The organism is Arthrobacter sp. SAFR-044 (assembly GCF_051965175.1).
GTDB lineage: Bacteria > Actinomycetota > Actinomycetes > Actinomycetales > Micrococcaceae > Arthrobacter.
In genome coordinates this window covers 89,118-110,292 of sequence record NZ_JBQCMK010000013.1, presented here as the reverse complement: position 1 = coordinate 110,292, position 21,175 = coordinate 89,118, and the positions used below count along the sequence as shown (strand labels likewise).

At 68.2% G+C, this 21,175-nt stretch carries 18 protein-coding genes and 1 pseudogene; 3 read left to right on the top strand and 16 right to left on the bottom strand.

The window, feature by feature from the left end; all coding sequences use genetic code 11:
• The 7 genes and pseudogenes from ACTHQS_RS17920 to ACTHQS_RS17890 form a co-directional block, all read right to left on the bottom strand.
• Positions 1 to 302, bottom strand: a pseudogene (locus ACTHQS_RS17920) (bifunctional D-altronate/D-mannonate dehydratase); the annotation flags it as partial.
• A 50-nt stretch (positions 303 to 352) separates the two neighbouring features.
• Positions 353 to 1,324 (bottom strand): sugar kinase, encoded by a 972-nt coding sequence (locus ACTHQS_RS17915; protein WP_440171590.1) that lies wholly within the window; start codon positions 1,322 to 1,324, stop codon positions 353 to 355.
• Entirely contained in the window at positions 1,321 to 1,995 is a 675-nt protein-coding gene (locus tag ACTHQS_RS17910) for a bifunctional 4-hydroxy-2-oxoglutarate aldolase/2-dehydro-3-deoxy-phosphogluconate aldolase (RefSeq protein WP_440171588.1), read from the bottom strand. The genes ACTHQS_RS17915 and ACTHQS_RS17910 overlap by 4 nt, the downstream gene beginning before the upstream one ends.
• 5 nt (positions 1,996 to 2,000) lie before the next feature.
• Positions 2,001 to 3,176 carry a galactonate dehydratase gene (gene dgoD / locus ACTHQS_RS17905; RefSeq protein WP_440171586.1) on the bottom strand — a complete coding sequence of 392 codons (1,176 nt, stop codon included), beginning with the start codon at positions 3,174 to 3,176 and terminating at the stop codon, positions 2,001 to 2,003.
• Positions 3,177 to 3,187: 11 nt separating this feature from the next.
• Positions 3,188 to 4,066 carry a carbohydrate ABC transporter permease gene (locus ACTHQS_RS17900; RefSeq protein ID WP_440171584.1) on the bottom strand — a complete coding sequence of 293 codons (879 nt, stop codon included), beginning with the start codon at positions 4,064 to 4,066 and terminating at the stop codon, positions 3,188 to 3,190.
• Entirely contained in the window at positions 4,063 to 5,016 is a 954-nt protein-coding gene (locus ACTHQS_RS17895) for a carbohydrate ABC transporter permease (RefSeq protein WP_440171582.1), read from the bottom strand. The genes ACTHQS_RS17900 and ACTHQS_RS17895 overlap by 4 nt, the downstream gene beginning before the upstream one ends.
• A 95-nt stretch (positions 5,017 to 5,111) precedes the next feature.
• Positions 5,112 to 6,410 (bottom strand): ABC transporter substrate-binding protein, encoded by a 1,299-nt coding sequence (locus ACTHQS_RS17890; protein ID WP_440171581.1) that lies wholly within the window; start codon positions 6,408 to 6,410, stop codon positions 5,112 to 5,114.
• A gap of 138 nt (positions 6,411 to 6,548) precedes the next feature.
• Between ACTHQS_RS17890 and ACTHQS_RS17885 the strand changes: the two genes are divergently transcribed.
• On the top strand, positions 6,549 to 7,298 hold the full coding sequence (locus ACTHQS_RS17885) for a FadR/GntR family transcriptional regulator (RefSeq protein WP_440171579.1): 750 nt from the start codon (positions 6,549 to 6,551) through the stop codon (positions 7,296 to 7,298).
• A gap of 62 nt (positions 7,299 to 7,360) precedes the next feature.
• Here ACTHQS_RS17885 and ACTHQS_RS17880 read toward each other — a convergent pair whose 3' ends face one another.
• Genes ACTHQS_RS17880 through ACTHQS_RS17870 form a run of 3 tightly spaced genes read right to left on the bottom strand, consistent with a single transcriptional unit; the run spans position 7,361 to position 12,068 of the window.
• Positions 7,361 to 8,326 carry an alpha/beta hydrolase gene (locus ACTHQS_RS17880; RefSeq protein ID WP_440171577.1) on the bottom strand — a complete coding sequence of 322 codons (966 nt, stop codon included), beginning with the start codon at positions 8,324 to 8,326 and terminating at the stop codon, positions 7,361 to 7,363.
• Entirely contained in the window at positions 8,323 to 9,312 is a 990-nt protein-coding gene (locus ACTHQS_RS17875) for an alpha/beta hydrolase fold domain-containing protein (protein WP_440171576.1), read from the bottom strand. Before ACTHQS_RS17875 ends, ACTHQS_RS17880 begins: the two co-directional genes overlap by 4 nt.
• Positions 9,309 to 12,068 (bottom strand): family 78 glycoside hydrolase catalytic domain, encoded by a 2,760-nt coding sequence (locus tag ACTHQS_RS17870; protein WP_440171575.1) that lies wholly within the window; start codon positions 12,066 to 12,068, stop codon positions 9,309 to 9,311. The genes ACTHQS_RS17875 and ACTHQS_RS17870 overlap by 4 nt, the downstream gene beginning before the upstream one ends.
• Positions 12,069 to 12,228: 160 nt before the next feature.
• On the opposite strand from ACTHQS_RS17870, the gene ACTHQS_RS17865 reads away from it, so the two are divergent.
• A complete protein-coding gene (locus ACTHQS_RS17865) occupies positions 12,229 to 13,059 on the top strand; it encodes an IclR family transcriptional regulator (protein ID WP_440171574.1) in 831 nt (276 codons plus the stop codon).
• A gap of 5 nt (positions 13,060 to 13,064) precedes the next feature.
• Here the strand turns inward: ACTHQS_RS17865 and ACTHQS_RS17860 are convergent, their stop codons facing one another.
• Together ACTHQS_RS17860 and ACTHQS_RS17855 are read right to left on the bottom strand one after the other, a co-directional pair.
• Positions 13,065 to 14,216, bottom strand: a complete 1,152-nt coding sequence (locus tag ACTHQS_RS17860) for a cation:proton antiporter (protein WP_440171572.1) — start codon at positions 14,214 to 14,216, stop codon at positions 13,065 to 13,067.
• Between the two features lie 142 nt (positions 14,217 to 14,358).
• The gene (locus ACTHQS_RS17855; protein WP_440171570.1) at positions 14,359 to 15,282 is read right to left on the bottom strand and encodes a LysR family transcriptional regulator; all 924 of its coding nucleotides are present in this window, start codon (positions 15,280 to 15,282) and stop codon (positions 14,359 to 14,361) included.
• Positions 15,283 to 15,382: 100 nt separating this feature from the next.
• Here ACTHQS_RS17855 and ACTHQS_RS17850 point away from each other — a divergent pair, with 100 nt between their 5' ends.
• Positions 15,383 to 15,766: a CBU_0592 family membrane protein gene (locus ACTHQS_RS17850; RefSeq protein WP_440171568.1), complete on the top strand. Its 384-nt coding sequence runs from the start codon at positions 15,383 to 15,385 to the stop codon at positions 15,764 to 15,766.
• A gap of 4 nt (positions 15,767 to 15,770) precedes the next feature.
• Here the strand turns inward: ACTHQS_RS17850 and ACTHQS_RS17845 are convergent, their stop codons facing one another.
• The 4 genes from ACTHQS_RS17845 to ACTHQS_RS17830 all read right to left on the bottom strand — a co-directional run bounded on the left by ACTHQS_RS17845 (position 15,771) and on the right by ACTHQS_RS17830 (position 21,133).
• A complete protein-coding gene (locus ACTHQS_RS17845; RefSeq protein ID WP_440171566.1) occupies positions 15,771 to 17,258 on the bottom strand; it encodes a family 43 glycosylhydrolase in 1,488 nt (495 codons plus the stop codon).
• A gap of 79 nt (positions 17,259 to 17,337) precedes the next feature.
• The gene (locus ACTHQS_RS17840; RefSeq protein ID WP_440171564.1) at positions 17,338 to 17,802 is read right to left on the bottom strand and encodes a phage tail protein; all 465 of its coding nucleotides are present in this window, start codon (positions 17,800 to 17,802) and stop codon (positions 17,338 to 17,340) included.
• An 80-nt stretch (positions 17,803 to 17,882) separates the two neighbouring features.
• On the bottom strand, positions 17,883 to 18,836 hold the full coding sequence (locus ACTHQS_RS17835; RefSeq protein WP_440171563.1) for a glycoside hydrolase family 43 protein: 954 nt from the start codon (positions 18,834 to 18,836) through the stop codon (positions 17,883 to 17,885).
• The gene (locus tag ACTHQS_RS17830) at positions 18,836 to 21,133 is read right to left on the bottom strand and encodes a family 78 glycoside hydrolase catalytic domain (RefSeq protein ID WP_440171561.1); all 2,298 of its coding nucleotides are present in this window, start codon (positions 21,131 to 21,133) and stop codon (positions 18,836 to 18,838) included. The genes ACTHQS_RS17835 and ACTHQS_RS17830 overlap by 1 nt, the downstream gene beginning before the upstream one ends.
• Between the last annotated feature and the right edge of the window lie 42 nt (positions 21,134 to 21,175).

Below are 21,175 nucleotides of genomic sequence, written 5' to 3'. Positions count from 1 at the left end.
GCGAGCTTGCCCTTGATATCCCACAACGCCATGTCCACCGCAGCGATCGCCGCCATCGTCACCGGACCCCGCCGCCAGTACGAGGACCGGTACAGGAACTGCCACGTGTCCTCGATCCGGTGCGGATCCTTCCCGATCAGCAACTGCGCCACGTGCTCCTTCAAGTACGCGGCAACCGCGAGCTCACGGCCGTTCAGCGTGGCATCACCAATCCCGGTCACACCATCCTCGGTAGTAATCCGGAGGGTCACAAAGTTCCGGGAAGGGCTGGTGACGAAGACGTCGGCGGCAATGATTTTCATGGCTGGCTTTCGGGTCGGGTTTCTGAAGGTCTGGAACGTGAAGGCAGGAGTCAGCGCACGGTGCTGCCCCGGGCGGCATCAAGCAGGGCCAGTTCGTCGGGCCGGGGCAGCCCTTCCCAGTCACCTCGTGTGCTGACGGCGAAGGCGCCGGCAAGGATGCCGTGGTGCAGGCGGCCGGCGGTATCGACGTCGTCGAGCCGCGCGGAGAGGTAGCCTGCGGTGAAGGCGTCCCCGGCTCCCACGGTGTCCACGCAGGTCACGGCGAGGGCTGGTGCTTCCAGGCGCCCTTCGGCTGTATAGACCGCCGCGCCCGCTGCGCCACGCTTCACCACCACTTCCCTGACCCCGGCGTCGAGCAGCCGTGCCGCTGCGGACGCTTCGTCTGCAACAGTCCCTGCCGCCCCGTTCCCCTCGTGCGGCGGGGCAATCAGGTCGAGCTCGTCGTCGGACGCTATGACGACGGCGGCATGCCGGGCCAGCGGGCCAAGCACGGCACGCGCCTGGTCCCGGGACCAGAGCTTGCTGCGGTAGTTCACGTCGAGGCTGACCACCATGCCTTCATGGGGGGCGCGTTCGGCCGCGTATTCCACGGCGTCCCGGGCTTCCGGGCTCAGCGCTGCCGTGATGCCGGTCAGGTGCAGGATCCGGGCGCCGGAGTCCAGCGCGGCCGCCACGTGCCCGCGCGAGATGCTGGCCCCCGCCGAACCGGCGCGGTAATAGAAGGCCCGGCTGAGGTCGGCCGTGCGCTGCTCCAGGAACATCACGCCGGTGCTGCGGTCCGGGTGGACGCTGTGGTGCAGCTGGATGCCTTCGCCCCGGAGTTGTTTCAGGATGAACTCGCCGTGCGGATCCGCTCCCACCAAGCCGGCCCAGGCGGCCGTGTGGCCAAGGCGTGCAACACCGATGGCAACGTTCGATTCCGCCCCGGCCACCTGCATGGCCAGGGTCCCGCCGGAAGCCAGCGGGCCGGTGGACCGGAGCGAGACCATGGACTCGCCGAAGGTCAGCAGGTCCACAGTCACGAAGGGGTCCCGGTACGGGCAGCGAACTCGGCTGCGAGGCCAAGGAAGCTGCGGGCGCGGCCGCGCATCTCCTCGAGGTCACCACCTGAGGCTGATGTCCCGAACAACGGACCGCCCAGTCCGACGGCGATGGCGCCGGCTTCCCAGTACCCGGCGGCTTCGTTCAGGCCCACCCCGCCGACGGCGATGAAGGGGATGTCCGGGAAGGGATCCCGGACGGCCTTCAGATAACCGGGTCCGCCGATCGAGGCAGGGAACAGTTTGATGGCGGTGGCGCCGCGTTCCATCGCTTCATAGGCCTCGCTGGGCGTCAGCGCCCCGGCCAGGACGGGGATTCCGGTGCTGGCCGCTTCACTGATCGAGGGGGCCAGGGAGGGCGTGACGATGAACTGGCCACCGGCAGCGGTGACGTGTGCGACGTCGGCCTCGCTGAGGACGGTGCCGGCGCCCACCAGGCAGCCCGGCGGGGCAGCCGCGCGGACTTCGCGGATGGCGTCCAGCGCGTTGGGCGTGGTGAGGGCGATCTCCACGTACCGGAAGCCCTCCTCCATCGCCGCGAGCGCGGCCTTGGCGGCAGCACCGCCGTCGTTCCCGCGGACGATGCCGACGAGTCGTGCCTGCCGGATGCCGTCCAGCAGGCTGGCTGACGCAACAGCATTGTGGGATGTCATGGGGTTCACCATTCTGCGAAGGATCCGTCGGGGTGGCGCCATACCGGGCCGCGCCAGGCGTGGCCGCGCTTGTCCGCTGCCCGTACCACTGCCTCGTCGATTTCGACGCCCAGTCCGGGCCCGGTGAGCCGCTCAATGTGGCCGTTCACGAATTTGAACGGCGTCTTGTCCACCACGTAGTCCAGGACTTCGGCGCCCTGGTTGTAGTGGATGCCGATGCTTTGTTCCTGGATGAGGAAGTTGGGCGTGGCAAAGCCCACCTGCAGGCAGGCTGCCAGCGCCAGGGGACCCAGCGGGCAGTGCGGCGCCAGGGGACCCAGCGGGCAGTGCGGCGCCAGCTGGACTTCGTAGACCTCGGCCAGCGCGGCGATCTTGCGGACCTCGGTGATGCCGCCGGCGTGCGACAGGTCCGGCTGGGCCACCGCGATGCCTGCCTGCAGCGCCGGCAGGAACTCCTGCCGGTTGTAGAGCCGCTCCCCCGTGGACACCGGCGTGGTGGTGGAGGACGTGAACTCCCGGAGCAGGTGGGTGTTCTCCGGGACCACCGGCTCTTCGAGGAAGAAGGGCCGGAACGGTTCCAGCAGCGGCGCCACCCGTCTGGCGTTGGCCAGGCTGAAGCGGCCGTGGAAATCGACGGCGACGTCCCGGTGGTCGCCCAGGACCTGGCGGGCAGCGGCAACACGGCGGATGACGCCGTCGATCTCGGCAACCGAGGCGACGGGGCTCATCCGGCCGCTGGCGTTCATTTTGACGGCGGTGAGCCCCACCTCGAGCTGGGCGCTGATCTGGTCGGCCACCTCGTTCGGCTCGTCGCCGCCCACCCAGCCGTACATTCGGATCCGGTCGCGGACGTGGCCCCCCAGGAGCTGGTGCACGGGGGTGTTGAAGTGCTTGCCCGCGATGTCCCACAGGGCCTGGTCCAGGCCGGAGACGGCGCTGGCGAGGATGGGGCCGCCGCGGTAGAAGGAGCCCTTGGTCATCACCTGCCAGTGGTCTTCGATCCGGAGGGCATCCCTGCCGATGAGCAGTTCCGAGAGCTGCCCGACGGCGGTGCGAACCGTCTCGCTGCGGCCCTCGCAGGTGGCCTCGCCCCACCCCACGATGCCGCTGTCGGTCTCGACCCGGACGAAGAGCCAGCGAGGGGCAACGATGAAGGTCTCAATCCTGCTGATGAGTGTCATGTGTTGAAGCCCTAGCCCTTGGTGGCGCCGGCGGTCAGGCCGGAGACGATGTACTTCTGCGTGAAGAGCGCAATGATCATGATGGGAATGGTGACAACGGTTGCGGCGGCCATCAGCCCGCCCCAGTCGATGCTCGCGTAGGAGACGAAGTCGAAGATGGCCACCGGCAGGGTCTTGGTCTTGGAGCCGGAGAGCACCAGGGCGAACATGAAGTTGTTCCACGAGAAGATGAAGGACAGGATGCCGGCGGTGGCGATGCCGGCCACGGACAGGGGCAGCGTGATCCGGCGGAACGCGCCAATGGGGGTGAGCCCGTCCACCTCGGCCGACTCCTCGAGTTCCAACGGCAGTGAATCGAAGTAGCTCATCATGATGTAGACGATCAGGGGCAGGGCGACGAACATGTGGCTGAGGATCAGCACTTCGAAGCTGCCCACCATCCGCAGGTTGGAGAAGACGTAGTACCAGGGCACCAGGAGTGACACACCCGGAATGACGCGTGCCATCAGGACCACGAGCGCGGAGCGGTGCATGGTGAAGCGGCTCATCGCGTACGCCGCGGGGACGCCGAGGACGATCGACAGTGCCGTGGAGACAAAGGCCACCCAGAAGCTGTTGAAAATGAACACGAAGTAGTTGTTGCGCTGGAGCACGTTGGCGTAGTTCTCGAAGGTGGGCGAGAACACCACTGCCTTGGCCGTGTCATAGATGTCCACGTTGGTCTTGAGGGACGCGAGCAGCATCCAGAACAGCGGAGCCAGCAGGAACAGCACCACAACGATCAGGGCCACAACCCGGAACACCTTGTAGGCGCGGGTGGCAAGCGGCTTGCGCCGCCGCGGGGCCGGCGTGGCGGCGGCGGGAGTGCTGGAGTCTGTCACGACGGTCATTTGCTTACCGCTTTCTTGCGCATGGTCAGCAGCCACATGATGCCGATGATGATCATGAAGAACAGGATCAGGACGGCGGAGGAGAGCCCGTACTGGTTGTAGTCGAAGCTCAGCCCGTAGGCGTACACGTTCAGCGTCTCCACCTCATGGAACGAACCGCCGCCCTTGCCCTTGGTGGCGTACAGGATGTCGAAGGTCTTCAGGGCGTCGATGCCCCGCAGGAGGATCGCCACGATCACGGTGGGCATCATGAGGGGAAGAGTGATGTAGAAGAACCGCTGGAAGGCGTTCGCGCCGTCCACGCGGGCAGCCTCGTCCGGCTCGTCGGACAGCGAGGTCAGTCCGGCGAGCAGGATCAGCACCACCATCGGGGTCCACTGCCACACGTCCATGAAGATGGTGGTCCCCAGCGCGGTGTCCTGCCCGGAGAGCCACGGCTGGGGCGGAATGCCGATCGCGCCCAGGAGCTGGTTGGCGAAGCCGATGTTGGGATCGAAGATGAGGCGCCACATCATGCCGACAGCCACGGGAGTGGCCACCAGCGGCAACAGGATTGCCACCCGGACCCACTTTTCGCCCCGGAAGGGCCGCCACAGGAGCAGCGCTATGCCCATGCCGAGGACCACTTCGAAGGCCAGCGCGACGCCGGTGAAGGCAAGCGTGCGGCCCACGGCAGGCCAGAACCGTTCCATGTCCGTCAGGACGGTGAGGTAGTTTTTGAGGCCGATGAAGTCGGTGGCTGCCCGGACGGAGCCCTGGGAGTCGGTGAGGCTCAGGTAGAGGGTCCAGGCCAGCGGGAAGACGATGAGGACGCCGACGAAGATCATCGCCGGTGCTGCAAACAGCCATTTGCGGTGCCGGTTGGCCCAGGCGGAGAAGCTCCGGCCGGTGCCCTTACGGCCGCTGGCATTGCGGGTGCCGGCGCTGCGGGGAGGGTTCAGAACAGACATGGTTCACCTAAAAAGTTGGGGGTGAAGATGGGCCGCGCCGGGACGGTGATGGGACCGTCCCGGCGGGCTGGTGCGGCAGGCGTGCGCCGCGGGCGCTACTTCTTTTCGCTGTCCAGGAAGGTCTGGAAAGCAGTCTGGGCCTCGTTGGCCGCGGCGGCAGTGTCCGCGCCGGTGATGCTGGCAACAATGGGCCCGCCCACGATTTCACGGGCCTTGCCGACCGTGATCACTTCGGGACGGTCGTGTCCGACGCCGTTCTTGGCGCTGGCGGCAATGGCGTCAGCAAGGTCCTTCGGGTAAGTGGAGGTTCCTTCCGGGTTGGACCAGACAGAGGCACGGGGTCCGGGGACGCCCGCCTTCTGGGCTTCCAGGGTGCGTTCCTTGCTGGTGGCCCACTGGATGAACTTCCAGGCGTTGTCCTGGTTGCTCGAGTTCTGGTTGACGCCCAGGGCCCAGGAGGGGATGTTGTAGGGCTTGCTTCCGGCGGGGCCGGCGGGGAGCGCCGCAAAACCTACCTTGTCCGCGACCTTGGACTTTGCCGGGTCCGTGGCGTTCTTGTAGAGGGAATCAGCCTCGGTGTAGAAGGCGGCGCCGCCCTGGGTGAAGATGGCCATGGCTTCCGGCCAGCTCATGTCGGTGCTGACGTTGGCCGGCCCGTAGTTGCGGATCAGGCCGCCGTAGTAGGCGTAGGCCTTCTTTGCGGCGTCAGTGTTGATGGAGGCCTTGCCGCTGGAGTCGATGAAGTCACCGCCGAAGCTGTACAGGAAGCTGGAGAACTGCGTGACGGCCGTGGACTTGCCGGTGCGGGCAACGAAGCCTGCAGTGTCAGGCGAAGAAGCCTTGATGGCCTTGGCTGCGGCTTCAAGCTCTTCCATGGTCTTGGGGACCTGGAGCCCTGCGGCCTGCAGCAGGTCCTTGCGGTAGTAGAGGACTTCGCGTTCGGTGATGATCGGCACGCCAACCACCTTGCCGTCGGCAGTGGTGGCCTTGACGGGGCCTTCCTGGTAGTCCTTCCAGTCCCAGCTGGAGTCGGAGGACACCTTGCTGGTGAGGTCCGCCAGGTAGCCGTTCTTGGCGAAGGCTTTGCCTTCCTGCAGCGGGCGGTACATCATGACGTCGACTTCGTCGCTGCCTGCGTTGAGCTTGACGTTGTACTGGTCGGAGAGCTGGTCCTCGCCCAGCTGGGTCAGCTCCACCTTGAGTCCGCTGGACTTCTCGAATTCCGGGATGGCGGCCTTGATGCCTTCGGTCCAGACGTGGTTGGCAAGGGTGACCCGGACGGTACCGGCCTCCTTCGCCTGGTCGCTGCCGCCTCCGCCGCCGCTGCAGGCCGTCAGCCCCAGCGACATCGCCGCGGCCACTGCCGCGTACTTCACAATTGAACGCCGCTTCATTACGACTCCCTTTGTTCAAGGCCGCGGACTTAGCCGGGCCGGGTTGCACACGCCTCTTTACGTCTGCTCTGTTTAGCGAGCATAAACAAATAAGGCAGACATATACAAGACCTTGCCATGTCCCCATATGATTTATTCATGACCATCCCAAAGGCGGCGTTGTCCCCCGACCTGCATTCCTCGCTGGTCGAGAACCTGGGGCTCGCCATTGCCGAGGGAACCCTGGCGCCGAATTCGATCCTGCGCCTGGACGAGCTCGAGGCGCAGCACAAGGTGTCCCGCTCCGTCATCCGTGAGGCCACCCGCGTCCTGTCCTCCATGGGGATGCTCGAGTCCCGCCGGCGCCTCGGCACCGTGGTGCAGCCCGAGGCCAGCTGGAACCTCTACGACCCCCAGGTAATCCGGTGGCGGCTGGCATCCGCCAAGCGGCTGGAGCAGCTGCGGGCCCTGAACGAACTCCGCGGGGCCATTGAGCCGCAGGCCGCCCGCCTGGCCGCTGAACGTGCGTCACTGGACGAGGCCAGCGACCTTGTCTCGATGGCCGCGCGGCTCTGGGCGGCGGGGCAGCGGGGAGACCAGAATGAGTTCCTCCGGCTGGACATTGAATTCCATGCAGGCGTCCTCAATGCCTCCGGCAACCTGATGTTTTCCCAGTTGCACAACCTGGTGGCGGAGGTGCTGGCGGGACGGACCCAGCACGGCCTGATGCCGCACCTGCCGGACCACGAGGCTCTGCAGTTGCACGTTGATGTGGCCAGCGCCATCCAGCACCGCGACCCAGGTGCCGCGCTCGCGGCCATGAGCAGGATCGTGGAGCAGTCCACCGAGGAGATGGGCGATATCTGGTCCAGCAGCCACGCGGCCGAAGAGACGCCAGGGAAGCCCTGACTGCCCGGCCGCTCTCGCGTCCAGGGAGCACCAGGCGCCGGAGGCATCAAGGCCTCCGGCGCCTAAGCCCTGCGCACCGCCGCCAGCTCGCCCGCCAGGAAGTCCAGGGCCGCCTGTCCTTCCGGCAGCCCGGCGGTGTGGTTGAGGTGGCCGTGGACTGCGCCCTCGGCAAGGAAGTAGGACACCGGAACCCCTGCCCGCTCCAATGCCGAGGCAAACTGCTCGGTTGAGCCGCGGGCGTCGTCGTACTCGCAGGCAAGCAAAGCGGTGGGCGGAAGTCCGGCAGGGTCCGCGTAGCCGGGCATGGCGTAGGACGGTGCCATGCTGACCGGACCGCCCACGTAGTTCTCCGCCGTCCGGATGCAGTCCTCCAGCGTGAACCGCAGGTGCCGCGGCAGCCCGGCCATGACCTCTTCGTCCAGTCCCCCGGCGGGTGGCGGGAGTTCGGCGTCCAGGAAGGGATAGGCCAGCAGGAGTTTCGCGGGCAGTGGCTTGCCGGCGTCGATCAGGTAGAGCGCGGCGCCCACGGCGAGGTTGCCGCCGGCACCGGCCCCGCCCAGGTAGAGCAGGTCCGGATCCAGGCGCAGTGATTCGGCGTTCTTCCGCGCCCAGAACCATCCGGCCAGGGCGTCATCATGCGGAATGGGAAAGGACACGCCATTGCGCGCCAGGCGGTAGTCCACGGACAGCACCGGCGTCCCCTGGGCCGCGAGCACCCGTGCCAGGTAATCCGATTCGGGGATGTCCACGCTCCCGCTGACGAAGCCGCCGCCGTGCAGCCACACCAGGGCAGGGCTGCCGGCAGCGGCGGCCTCCCCGTAGATCCGGATGGCCACCGGCCCGTGCCGGCCATCCGCCGTCACCGTGCGGATGGGAACATCGGGCCCGGGCGAACGCACGGCGTCCGGGTTGAGGAACTGCGGGCCTTCCGGCCTGGCCAGGTACTCCGCGAACCCCGCGTCGGGCGCCTGGGCGTCGTTCTCCGGGCCGGCCGCCGGCGCGGAGGCGGCGGGTTTGGTGGGTGTCATGGCGTGCCCAGCTTCCGTGAGAAGTAATCGACGGCGGCTGCCAGGATGGTGTCCATCTGGTCCTCCGCGCCGAAGAAACAGTGGTCGCCGCCCTCGATGGTCACCACGTCATGCTCGACGCCGGCCTCCGCGAGCGCGGCGGCCAGGAGTTCAGTCTGCGAGTGCGGGACCAGTCCGTCACTGTCGCCGTGGACCAGGAGGAACGGTGCGGCGTCGGGGGTGACGTAGCTGACGGGGCTGGCAGCGGCCAGCAGGTCACGGTCGTCCGAGCCGCCCACCAGCATATGTTCGGGTTGCAGGGACATGCCCGGCGGCACGGCAGCGGTCAGCGCGGCGGGGAACAGCCCGGCCGGCCGCTGCATGGGCGGGATGTCCGCCAGGGAGGAGACGCCGTAAAAGTCGACGACGGCGCTGACGCGGCTTGGGTGCCCCTGCGCGCCGAGGCCGCCCTCCAGGTCCGGGCGGCTGCCGGTGAGTCCGAGGAGCGCTACCAGGTGGCCGCCAGCGGATTCGCCCCAGGCACCGAACCGTTCCGGATCGATGTTGAGCTCGGCGGCGAATTCGCGGAGGTACCGGACGGCGGATTTGAGGTCGTGAAGCTGCGCGGGGAACGGGGCCTCCAGCGAATGCCGGTAGTCGGCGGTGGCGCAGGCGATGCCGGACTCGTTGAGCATCCGGAAAACAGAGTTGGGCGCGAAGGTGGGCGGCAGTTCGCGGCGGTCGCCCAGCTGGAACGCGCCGCCGTGCACCCAGAGCACCAGGGGCGTCGGTCCGGCGGCCTCGCGGGGCAGCCAGATGTCCAGCTTCAGCGGGCGGAAGCCGATGGCCCGCGCGTACGTCACTTCGCGGTGCACCAGGGAAACGTCGCCTGCCAGCTCCGGCGTGCCGGGGGCGTCATAGACCGGGAACGGCGGAACGGTGCGCCCTCCGGGGCGGGAAGCATCGCGGGAAGCGTCAAGTACGTCGGTAGCGCGGTCCACTGTCATAGTGTGCTCCTCATCAGGTCAGGTTGGGTGCTGTCCCCGCCGGCGGCGGCAAGGAAAGTATGGTGTCCGGGTCCGACGACGGCCGCCGCCGCCGCAGGCAACATAAGGCTTCCGGGCAGCAGCACCTCGGCGGTGGTGCCGGCGGGGATCGTGGCGGTGAGCGTCAGCACGCCGTCGTCCGCTATGTCCTCAGGCGCTGCCGCCTCAGACGCAGTCCCCGCTGAAATTGCCCACGCCACCTCGATCAGGCCGCGCGGCCCCACGTGCGAGGTGGCGGCGGAGGTGAGGCCGGCGCCGGGGCGCGGTTCGATGACGATCCGTTCCCAGCCCGCGCTGCCGGGCGCCTGGCGAAGCCCGGCTGTGCAGCGGTGCAGGAAGGACACCACCGCGCCCTTGCTGTAGTGGTTGAGCGACTGGTGCGGGACGCCGTCCGCGTCGATGCCGTTCCACAGTTCCCAGACCGTTGTGGCGCCACGGTCCACCATGGCCAGCCAGGACGGCTCCGAGTCCTGCATCAGCAGTTCGTAGGCCAGGTCCAGTTCGCCGTTGTCCGCCAGGACCGGCAGCAGGTAGGGCGTGGCCAGGAAGCCTGTGCCGAGGTGCGTGCCGGCGTCGCGGATCAGTTCCACGAGCTGGGCGGTGACGGTGGCGCGGCGTTCCGGGCTGACCAGGTCAAAGGCCAGGGCGCGGACACAGTTGGCCTGGCTGGCCTGGGTGAGGTGCCCGGCGGCGTCCAGGTATTCCGTTTCCCACGCCTCGCGGATGTTCGCCGAGAGTTCCGCCAGTGCGGCCGCTTCCACGGACAGACCCAGCACCCCGGCAATCCGCGCCATCAGGTCCGTGGTGTGGCGGTAGTAGGCCGTGGCCACAATGCCGTTATCTGCCATGCGGGCGGCGAAGAGGTCCGGTTCGGGGCCGTCCGGCTCCATCCATTCGCCAAAGTGGAAGCCGGTGTCCCACAGGTACTTTTCGTGGCAGGCAGGGACAGGGCTGGCAGCTGCGCGGGCTGCGTGCCGCCGGGTTTCCGCGGTGGTGCGGACGAAGCCCAGCCAGCGCTGCATCGCCTCCCAGTTTTCGGCGAGGATGGCGGCTTCCCCGGTCGCGAGATAGATCTCCCACGGCACCATCACGATCGCGTCGCCCCAGCCGGACGAGCCGTTGGTGAAGCCCATGAATTCGGCCGAGGTGACCTCCGGTCCGGGCGACGGCGAAATGTTGGCGATGACGCCGTTGTCCCACTGGTCGGCCCGCACGTCCCGGAGCCACTTCCGGGAGAAGCCGGTGACGTCGTACAGGTACGCGGCGGTGGGGACGAACAGCTGCCAGTCCCCGGTCCAGCCGGCTTTTTCGCGCTGGGGGCAGTCGGTGGGGACCTCGCAGGAGTTGCCCAGGAAGCTCCACTCCACGATCCCATGGAGCTTGTTCAGCCGCTCGTCGCTGCAGCTGAAGGTGCCGATGCGTTCCAGGTCCGTCCGGACCAGGCAGGCGGTGATGTCCTCCGGCTGCAGGTCCGTGGCGAGGCCCTGGACGGAGACGTACTGGAACCCGTGGGTGGTGTACCGGGGCTCAAAGACCTCACCCGCGGCGCCGGAGGAGATGACGGTGTCCACCTGGCCGGCGTCGCGGAAGGCGCCCGGCGTCCGGAAGTCGAGCGGACGGAGGTGGTCCCGGGTGACGTCGCCGTCCGGGCCAAGCGCCTCGCCGTATTCCAGGGTGACGGCTTCGCCCGGGGCCCCAAGCGTGGTCAGCCGGACCCAGCCGTGGATGTTCTGGCCGAAGTCCACCACCTGGTGGCCGTTGGGCAGGCGGGCGATGGACACCGGCGCCAGTTCCCGCGTCACGCGGGTGGGAGGGGCCAAGGGGCCGGCCAGCTGAGCGAAGCTGCCCGGACGGACGACGGCGGGACGCACGCCCGGTGCCATGCCTGCGGGCGGTGGGCTCCCGCCGTCGTGCGCCCGGAAGTCAACCCGCTGGCCCGCCATGAGGTCCGCGCTGGTGATCTCCGTTGCGGACACCAGCCAGGAGCCGTCGGTGCCGATGACCTGAGTGCCGCTCCCTGACTCCACCTCGAGCTGCGCAAGGAACGCCGTCCGGGTTCCGTACATGTCGGCGTAGCGTGTGTACCCGAAGGTGCCGCGGTACCAGCCGTCGGTGAGGACGGCGCGGACGGTGTTGGGTCCTTGGCCGAGCAGGGCCGTGACGTCGTGGGCCTGGACCTGGAGCGTGGTGTTGTAGCTTGTGGAGCCGGGGGTGAGCTGCTGGTCGCCCACGCGGCGGCCGTTGATGAAGAGCTCGTAGATGCCGTGGGCGGTGGCGTAGGCTCGGGCTTTGTGCGGGGCTGCGTCGAGCGTGAAGGTTTTGGTGAAGGCGTAGCCGGGGCGTTCTCCCGGCGCCGGGATCTCCGGCTCGTCGGCGCCGATCCACTGCGCTGTCCAGTCGCTGGCGTGCAGGAGGCCCAGTTCCAGCGGCATCGGCTGGGACCAGCCGGTTGCCGTTTCGGTGCCGTTCCCGGCGGTGTTCCAGGTGCGGACGCGCCACTCGAACCGGCTGCGGGAGTCCAGCGCGGGGCCGGTGTACGGGACGGCGCATGCGGCTGATTCCTGCCGGCCGGTGTCCCAGCCGTTGCTGGCGGAGATCCGGTAGGCCGTCTGGCTGGTGGTGCCGGCGGGCGGCGTCCAGCTGAGCCGGGGTTCCCGGATGGTCAGGCCCATCGCCTCAGCCAGGTGTTCGGCCCGAAGCCGGGTGGGGGCGGTCATGCGGAGGGACTCCTGGGGTGGGGGTGCTGGGAGTTCCAGCTTCGCGTTCCGTGACTTCCCCTCCACAGGGAGCTTTCAATGGTTGGAATAGTATTGTGGTTCAGCTCACCGCTTTGCCCGTGGGCCACAGGATCTGCCAACGGCGCTAGGAACCACTGCCATGACTGCCACTCCGGATACGGATGTCCCGCCTGCCCGCGGAAAGCGGCCCAAACAGGGCGAACCGGTCATCGACCGCGCGCTGAGCCTGCTCGCCGTCTTTTCCGACCGGCGCCGGGCCCTGACCCTCTCCGAGCTGGCCCGCCACGCGGACATGCCCGCCCCCACGGCGCTGCGGCTGATAGCCCGGCTGGTGGCGTGGGGCGCGTTGGAAAGGCTCGACGACGGCCGGTACGTGGTCGGGGTCCGGCTGTGGGAGGTGGCCTCCCTGTCTCCGCGCGGGCACGGCGTGCGGGAGATCGCGCTTCCCTACCTGGAGGACCTGTTCGAGGTCACCCGGCACCACGTGCTGCTGGCGGTGCGGGACAACGAGGAGGCGGTGCTGATCGAACGGCTGTCCGGGAAGGACGCCACCGAGGTGGCGTACCGGGTGGGCGGCCGTGCCCCGCTGAGGTCGACGGCCATCGGCCTGGTGCTGCTCGCCGGGGCAGACCAGCAGTTCCAGGAGACCATCCTGAAGCGCCCGCCGGAAAACGAGCCCGGCGTGCCCGAAATGCCTGAAGGCCAGCTGCGCCGGACCCTGTCCGATGTGCGGCGGACCGGCATCGCCATGATCCGCAGGACCGTCCCGTCCCGTACGGTGTCCGTGGCCTCGCCCATCTTCGATGCGCAGGGCGCCGTGGTGGCCTCGCTGTCCATCGTGGTTCCGGACGGCGCCACGCCGCCCAATGTCCTTGCCCCGGCGGTCCGGGCCGCCGCCCGTGCCGTGTCCCGCAATCTGGGCTTCCAGGCGCAGGCAAGCTCCGGGGTGTGGACCCACTCCCGGGGGTAGACCGGCTATTTTGCCGGGGCCGGGGCGTTCCGGGCGAAGGAGCGGGCAGCCCGTGAACCGGCTGCGGCACTTGCCCCGATAGTGATGAGGGCGCCCAGGATCAACGCCGAGGCTTCCCCCGGTTCCAGCAGATCCAGTTGGGAGCCGATGGTGGCAGCGGCCACGGGCACGCCCAGTTGGGATGCGGACAGCACGGCGAGCGGCAGCGGCTGGCCCAGCAGGCGCAGGCTGCCGTGGACCAGCAGGGTGCCCGCTCCGAGGCAGACCCCGAGGAGCACCATGCCCGGCGTGCCGGCGAGCGCGCGCAGGTCCAGCAATGCGCCCAGCCACACGAAGAACACCGGCCCCAGGAAACCGTCGCTGACCGCGAAGAGCTGGTGCGCCAGGCGCCGGGGTTCACCCACCGCCGCCACCACGAGTCCGAAGGAGAATCCGGCAAGCATGACGGACACGTGGCCTGCGACGGCAAGCCCGGACAATGCGAAGAGCAGGGCAAGCTGGATCCGCAGTTCCAGGGCAAACTTCCGCTCCTCGGACACGTCGTGCACCCGCCCGCGGGTGCCGCTGCGCTCCAGCCAGCGCAGCACGAAGAAGAGCACCACGGAGCAGGCTGCGACGGCGGCGGCCCCCGTCGCTGCCCTCGGCGCGTTGGGTGGGTCCACGGCTAGCGGAAGCGCCACGATGCAGGCGATGTCCGCCACCGCCACCTGCGCCATCGTCGTGAGGACCTTTGGTCCCGTCAGCTGCAGGGAGTGGACGATGGGCAGGACAAGGGCCGCCGAAGAGGAGGCGAGCAGCACAATGTAGAGCGGTGCGTGTCCGGTGCGGAAGGCGAAGGCGAAGGCGATTCCGACGGCGGCCGCGAGGACCGCTGCGATGGCGGCCCGCAGGGCGCCACCGCCCAGGGCGGCGCGGATGGCCTTGTCCCGCACCGGCACGTGCGTTCCGGCGACGAACATGATGAGTGCGAATCCGACGTCGGCAACGAACGTGAACGTCGGGTCCGAGGAATCCACCAGCCCCAGTCCGGTGCGACCGATTGCAATGCCTGCGAGCAGTTGCCCAAGCACCATGGGAAGGTGCCAGGTCCGGGGAAACGCCAGCAGGGGCCCGAGGAGCGCGACGGCGGCAATCAGCGAAAGCTGGAAGAACGACACCTGCCTCCTTTTGCCGGCGCGCCCGGGCCACCGGCCGCCACAGCCATCGGCAGCCTGCCGGCGCCGCGGACGGATTGTGCGCCCACAGTACTCATGCCCTTGCAGGTGGTCAACGGCACAGCAGACTGCCCACCAGGGCGAGTCAGGATGCCGACCGCGTGTCGAACGCCGCCGCTGATTCGCGCAGGAGCCGCGCAACAGTGTCCACCGGGGTGCTGGAACGCCGGCGCCCGTCGAACCGACGCAGGACGATGCGCCGCGTCCCCAGCCCGGGAACGTCAAGGATGTCCACCCCTTCATGCGCCACTCCGGCCAGGGCCAGGGTGGGCAGGATGGCAACCCCTTCGCCGGCAGCGACGAGGGCGAGCGCCGTCAGGGTCTCCTGGTACTGGTGCGCAGTCTCCATGCTGGCGCCCGTCGAATGGCGCAGCCGCCCCAGCACTGCTGAGTTGGCGGCTGCGGAGTCCACCCCGAGCCAGGGAAGGGGCAGCCGGGCTAGGTCCACGCTCTCAGTGCTAAGCAGTGCTCCGGTCGGCACCGCCAACCTCCACGGTTCATCCAGCAGTGGTTCCTCGATCATTCCTGCCCCGAGTGAAAGCGGGCCGGCGGTGGTGGAGTCATGTTCCACCACGACGGCGTCGAGCTGGCGTTGCCGGAGCAGCCGCATCAGCGCGGGAAAATCATCCTCCACGATGCGGATCTGAAGCTGCGGATACTGGCTCCGCCACTCGGGCAGACGGGGAATCACCACGGTGCGGACAAAGCTGGTGAAGCCGCCGAGCCGCACCACGCCTGAAATATTGGCCCCACTCTCCATCCGGGTCCGGGCGACGCTGAGGGCGCGTTCAATTTCTTCGCCCGCTTCTGCCATTGCGAGGCCTGCGGGCGTCAGCACAGAACCCTTTGGCGTGCGGACCATCAGCGCGTGCCCGGTTTCCCGCTCCAGCTTGGTGATTTGCTGGGACACCGCGGAGGGCGTCAGGCGCAGTTCATCGGCGGCGGCCAGCACGCCTCCCGTCCGGGCAACAGCGAGAAGCACGAGCAGCCGGCGCGGGTCCATATCCATGTTAAGTAGTTCTAAACCAGGCCTGCAGAAGAATGCAATTGAACTACATGCCTTTGCCCCGCAGAATTGCCATCAGGTAACGATTTACGAAAGGACACCAATGGAACTCGTTTGGGAAATTTCCGGTTGGGCCGGCGCCGCCATGATTCTGACTGCGTTCCTGTCGGTCTCCATGGGGTGGGTGAAGGCCGGCCGGGCGTTCCAGGGCGCAAACCTCCTTGGGGCCGCTGCTTTCATCCTCAACGGCGCCTTCCATGAGGCGTGGCCTTCAGTGGCCACCAACGCCGCGTGGCTCCTCATTTCCGCCGTTTCGCTCCTCCGCATGCGTAGCGCCCGGGGCGCGCAGGCCGGCGCCGAGATCCCTGCCATCCACCTTCCCGGCGTCCCGGACACCACCGGCCAGCTCGCCGTCGTAGAACCGGCGCGGGCAGCGTGCACGGCCTCGGCCGGCCACGCCGCACAGCCCGGCACCGTGGCCGCGTAGCGGGTCAGTCCCTGCCGCGGTAGGAAAGCCGGCGGACCAGGACCTCGCCGTCCACGGCGAAGACGCCGAAGGCCCGGCCGGTGAAGCCCTTGGCGGTCTCGAAAGCCCAGTGCCTGCCATCGAGTTCGGTGAGCAGCTCATCGTCTGGGTTGCCGCCTGGCCCGGAGGACCGGACCAGGAGGCGGATCCTGTCGCCGCCCACGGCACCGGCGCTGAAATCCGACGGCGGCTGGCTGGCCATGATGGCGAGTTCAACGTCTCCGGACGGAACCGTAGTTTCCCAGGTGCGGTCAAAGCCTGCGACGACGGCGCGCGCCGTGATCCTGACGGATCCGCCGTCCTGGCTGGCTTCGATGCCGAACCAGTTGTCCTCGGCGTTCCGCACGGCGAGCCCACCCGCGCCGGCGGCGACGTCAAGCACGGCCCTGCATTCCATCCCGAGGTGGCGCTGGCGTTGGGCGAGGAAACAAGGCCTGGGCGAGCCCATGGTGCTGCCTTCGCCCCTGAGCAGGAGCCCTTTGGAGGTGGGGGCGGAGAACTCCGCCGGTACCCTGCGTACGCCGACCCATTGCGGGTCCTCCAGCCCGGCACCGTTGCTGAAGTCGTACTCATGTTCCTCGGGCCGCGCGCCAGCCACACGGGGAAGCCGCGCGTGCGGCCAGCCGTCCACCCAGTCCACTGCGGCCAGGAAGGTCTCACGGCCCAATGGTGAGAATGACTTCGCCAGCCCCAGCGGGCGGACACCCAGCAGGACCATGGCCGTTCCGCCGTCGGGCAGTTCAACGAGGTCTGCGTGCCCGGTGTTCTGGACGGGCGAACCGGTTCCCGCGGCGGTAAGGATGGGATTGTGCGGCGCGGATTCGAACGGGCCGTCCGGGCGCCGCGAGCGGGCCACCGTCACGGCATGCCCGCGGTCCGTTCCGCCTTCCGCCGCCACCAGGTACCACCAGTCATCGCGCCGGTACAGGTGCGGGCCCTCGGGTGAATACAACCCGCTGCCGGACCACAGTGTCCGCGGCTGTTCGAGGGCTTCCCCGGCTTCGAGGTCCACCCGCACCTGCTGGATCGCGTCTGGGTGGCGGGCGAACGTCACGTACGCAGTTCCGTCGTCGTCCCAGGCGAGGTCCGGATCGATGCCGTCCACCGCGCCGATGACGGTGCCGTCACTCCAAGGCCCGGCGGGGTCGGTGGCCGTGAACACCACGCAGCCGCGGCCGCCAAGGAACACCGAGACGATCAGGTAGAACACGCCGTCCCGGTAGCGGAGGGTCGGCGCCCAGACGCCTCCCGGCGTGGGGACGTCGGCAATCCGTACCTGTTCCTCCCGCGTGGCCACGTGGCCCACCAGTTCCCAGCGTTCCAGGTCCGGGCTGTGGTAGACCGGCAGGCCCGGCAGGTATTCGAAGGACGAGGTGACCAGGTAGTAGCCGTCCGGGGTGCTGGCGATGCTCGGGTCAGGGTTGAAGCCCGAAAGGATGGGGTTGGAGTTCATCCCGCCATCGTGCCGCGCAGCGGCGCCCGGGGCAGGGCCTGGTTTCAATCGTTGGAAGGCGTTCTTCGGCGATCTGGCCCTAGTACTGGCCCTTGACCACAAAGTAGGAGCCGCGGATGGTGCCCGCGAGCTTGGACTTCTGGCGTGCGAACTTGAAGCTGGAGGCCAGTTCCTCCGGGACCTCCATGCCGTCGGACAGCTTGAAGCCCACTGCCCGCTTGCCGCCCTCTTCAACGGAGTACATGACATTGATGGACAGCCCGGATTCGTAGAAGACGTACGCCATCCGCAGCCCGTCCACTTCGAAGGAGGACACCTCAAGGGGCTTGGACCCGATCACCAGGTTCCGCTCCGTGGACAGGATGTTGTGGATGTATGCCAGCGTCTCCGCATCGTCTTCCGCTGGCGTGACGGTGAAGTCGTGATCGTACTTGTTCTTGTAGTAGCGCGCCTCGTTGGCCCGCAGCCCGGCCAGCGCCTCTGCTACCGGTGACGATTCCAGACCGGTGGTGGAGACGTTTTTGAAATCCACGGTGTACGGCATGAGTCCTCCTGGGTTTGGTCCTGAGGCACATCGTTGCAGATCAGCGCCCCGGTTGCACCCGGCACGGCGGGGTTCCCCCATCACAGGATCCGGATGCCGTCCCCGCTGATGTCCACTTCAGTCAGCCTGACACGTTCATCGGGGGTGCTGTTCGGCCAGTGGAAACCCAGGTAGTCGCGCCCGCCGGATGTGCGGAGGACCATGCCGTGGCCGCCGTCGCTGGCCCACAGGGGTTCAGGGTGCTGGATCCAGGGACCCGTGACGGTTCCGCCGGTCGATTCGGCGATGCCCATCGCGTATCCGGCCTCACCGTGGCTCGACCACAGCATCAGGAGGCTCCCCCCGGCTCCCCGAATGACGAACGGTCCATCGGTGAAGAGTGGGTCTTCGGAGAGGTTCAGGCCCTCCGGGGGTTCCACGCCCTCCGGAAAACGCAGCGGCCGCGTCCACGGGGCTGAAGATGCGGTAAACAGCAGGACCGGCCCGTCAGCGGCCAAGCGCAGGTCCGCAGAGAGGCGCAGCGCGTACATTTCGCCGTCGCTTATACCCGCCGCGCCAGCCGCCCCCTCCGTCCCGCGGCTGTAGATGAGCCAGCGCGTCCCGTCATCTTCCACATGCAGGGTTCCGTCCAGGCACGGCTGGGTTGTCGGGGTAACCGGGCCATCGCTCCATGGCTGGTACGGTCCCGTGGGGCTATCGGAGACGAGTACCGACACCCCGCGCGGGCGGGAGCCAGAGGACGCCGCCAGGGTGGCGAGCATGAAGAACCGGCCGTCAAGGGCGTACACCTCCGGTGCCCAGAACTGGGTATCCGCCCAGAAACCGGGCGGCGGGCGGAACGCGGCGATGGGACCGTCCCAGCGTTCCAGGTCGTGGCTGGTGTAGCAGTCAAAGCCGGTGGCGGGTCCACCCCAAACGTTCCCGTCGCTGGTCCCGAACAGGACGAACTTCCCGGGAGCAGCCTCCAGGATGAAAGGGTCCCGCATCCTGATCTCACTGAGCCGCAGGTGCTGGCCTGTCTCCTGGTAACGCATCAGCGGCTCGCCTGGTAATCGAGTGTGGGAGCAGCAACGCCGGCAGTGAAGGAGTGAGTCCCGCCTTCCACGCAGTGCCGCGCGCCGTCCGGAAGGACGACGTCGGCCGCCACCCCGGCAGGGACGGTCGCCTCGAGCCGGAACTCCCCGCCGTCGGACGTCCATGCCACGCGGACCTCGCCGTGCGGGGTCTTCAGGGACGTCCTGGCCCAGCTGATCCCCTCCCCTGGCTGCGGCTGGATGAGAACGCGCGCGTACCCGGGTTCCAGCGGCCGGATGCCGCCGATCGCCTTGTGCATCCAGTCCGCCACAGCGCCCAGGGCGTAGTGGTTGAAGCTGGTCATTTCGCCGGGGTTGATGGTGCCGTCCGGGAGCATGGAGTCCCAGCGTTCCCACACCGTGGTGGCGCCCATGGTCACCGGGTAGAGCCAGGACGGGCAGCCCTCCTCCAGCAGCAGCCGGTAGGCCTCGTCCACGTGCCCGGTATCGGTGAGCGCATGGGTGATGAACGGCGTCCCGGCGAACCCGGTGGACACCCGGTAGCCGTTGTCCCGGACCAGTTCGGCCAGGCGGGTGCCGGCGGACTCCCGCAGCTCCGGGGTCTGCAGCACATCAAAGGCGACGGCCAGCGCGTACACGGTGGTGCAGTCGCTGCGGATGGTGCCGTCGGCCGCTACGTAGTGCTCGGCGAAAGCTGTACGCACCCGGGCGGCGAGCGCCTCAAAGTGCGCTTCGTCGTCGTGCTTTCCCAACAGCCCGGCGGCCTGGGCGGTGAGCCGGGCGGTGCGGTACATGCAGGCGGTGGCCACGACGGCGGTGTCTGCCTTGGCTGCCCACGGTTGGTCCGGCGCGGCGTCAGGATCCAGCCAGTCGCCGAACTGGAAGCCGGAATCCCACAGCCCGGACGGTGAGAGCTGACCTTCGACGCGGCGCGTGTGCGCGGTCATCGATTCGTACTGGTTCCGCAGCACGGAGAGGTCCCCGTACGCTTCCCACAGCGCCCACGGTACCCAGACCGAGGCCTCGCTCCACAGCGCGGAGGACTCAGGGGCGGGGAATTCAGCCGGCTGCGGGCAGTATTTCAGGGCGTCCGGCACGGTGATGGGGACTAACCCGTCCTGTGCCTTCTGCTCCGCTGCGAGGTCCAGCAGCCAGTCCTGCAGGAACCCCTTCACGTCGTACAGATAGGCGGCGGTAGGGGCAAACACGGCGATGTCCCCCGTCCAGCCGAGCCGCTCGTCACGTTGCGGGCAGTCGGTGGGCAGGTCCAGGAAGTTGCCGCGCAGGCCCCAGACGATGTTGCGGTGCAGCTGGTTCACCAGTTCGTTGGAGCATTCGAAAGTGCCGGTGCGCTCCAGGTCCGAATGGACCACCACGGCTTCCAGGTCACCTGTTTCGAGGGTTCCGGGCCAGCCCGTAATTTCGGCATACCGGAAGCCGTGGAAGGTCTTGGTGGGTTCGAAGAAGTCCTTGCCGCCGGAGAGGATGAAGGTGTCCGTGGCCTTCGCCGACCGCAGCGGCCGGACGCCCAACTCGCCGTCCTCCAGCACCTCGGCATGCCGCACGGTGATCACCTTCCCGGCCTCGCCCTGGACCGTGAACCGCAGCCAGCCCAGCAGGTTCTGGCCGAAGTCCACGAGCGTCTTCCCTGAGGGTGAGGTGAGGATTTCCACGGGACGGACGACGCCGGTACGCACCACGGGCGGCCCCACCGGTTCGGCCAGCCGGCCGCCGTCGAACGCCAGCTCCCGCACGCCGGTCCAGCCCTTGCCGGGAGCGAAGCCTGGCTCCGCCCAGCCGGCCTGGAGCCTGCGGGCGTCAATGGTTTGCCCGTCGTACAGGTCGTTGACGGTGGTGGCGGACGGCCCTGCCTGCCAGGACGAGTCCGAGGCGACCGTCTGCACGTAGCCGTCCTCAAACTCGATATCGAGTTGCCCGAAGAACCCCAGTTCACTGCCGTACAGGTTGGACAGTCCGTGCCAGGCCAGCCGGCCGCGGTACCAGCCGTTGCCCAGTTCGATGCCGATCACGGTGGAGGGGCCCACCAGCGATGTGACGTCGTAGCTGCGGTAGCGGAGGCGCCACTCGTAGGAGCTCCAGCCCGGACTCAGCACATCCGGGCCTACCGGGGCACCGTTGATGAAGGCCTCGTAGACGCCGAATGCCGTAGCCCGCAGGGTTGCCTTCACAACCTCTCCGTGGCCCTGGTCGAGCCGGAACTCCCTGCGGAGGCGCGGGGCGCCGTCTAAGTCCTGCTCGGGGGTGATCATGGCGGCCTGCCACGGTTCCTGTGTCATGCGGGGGGGTATTCCGTTCTGCTTTGTCCGCGAGGGACGGGG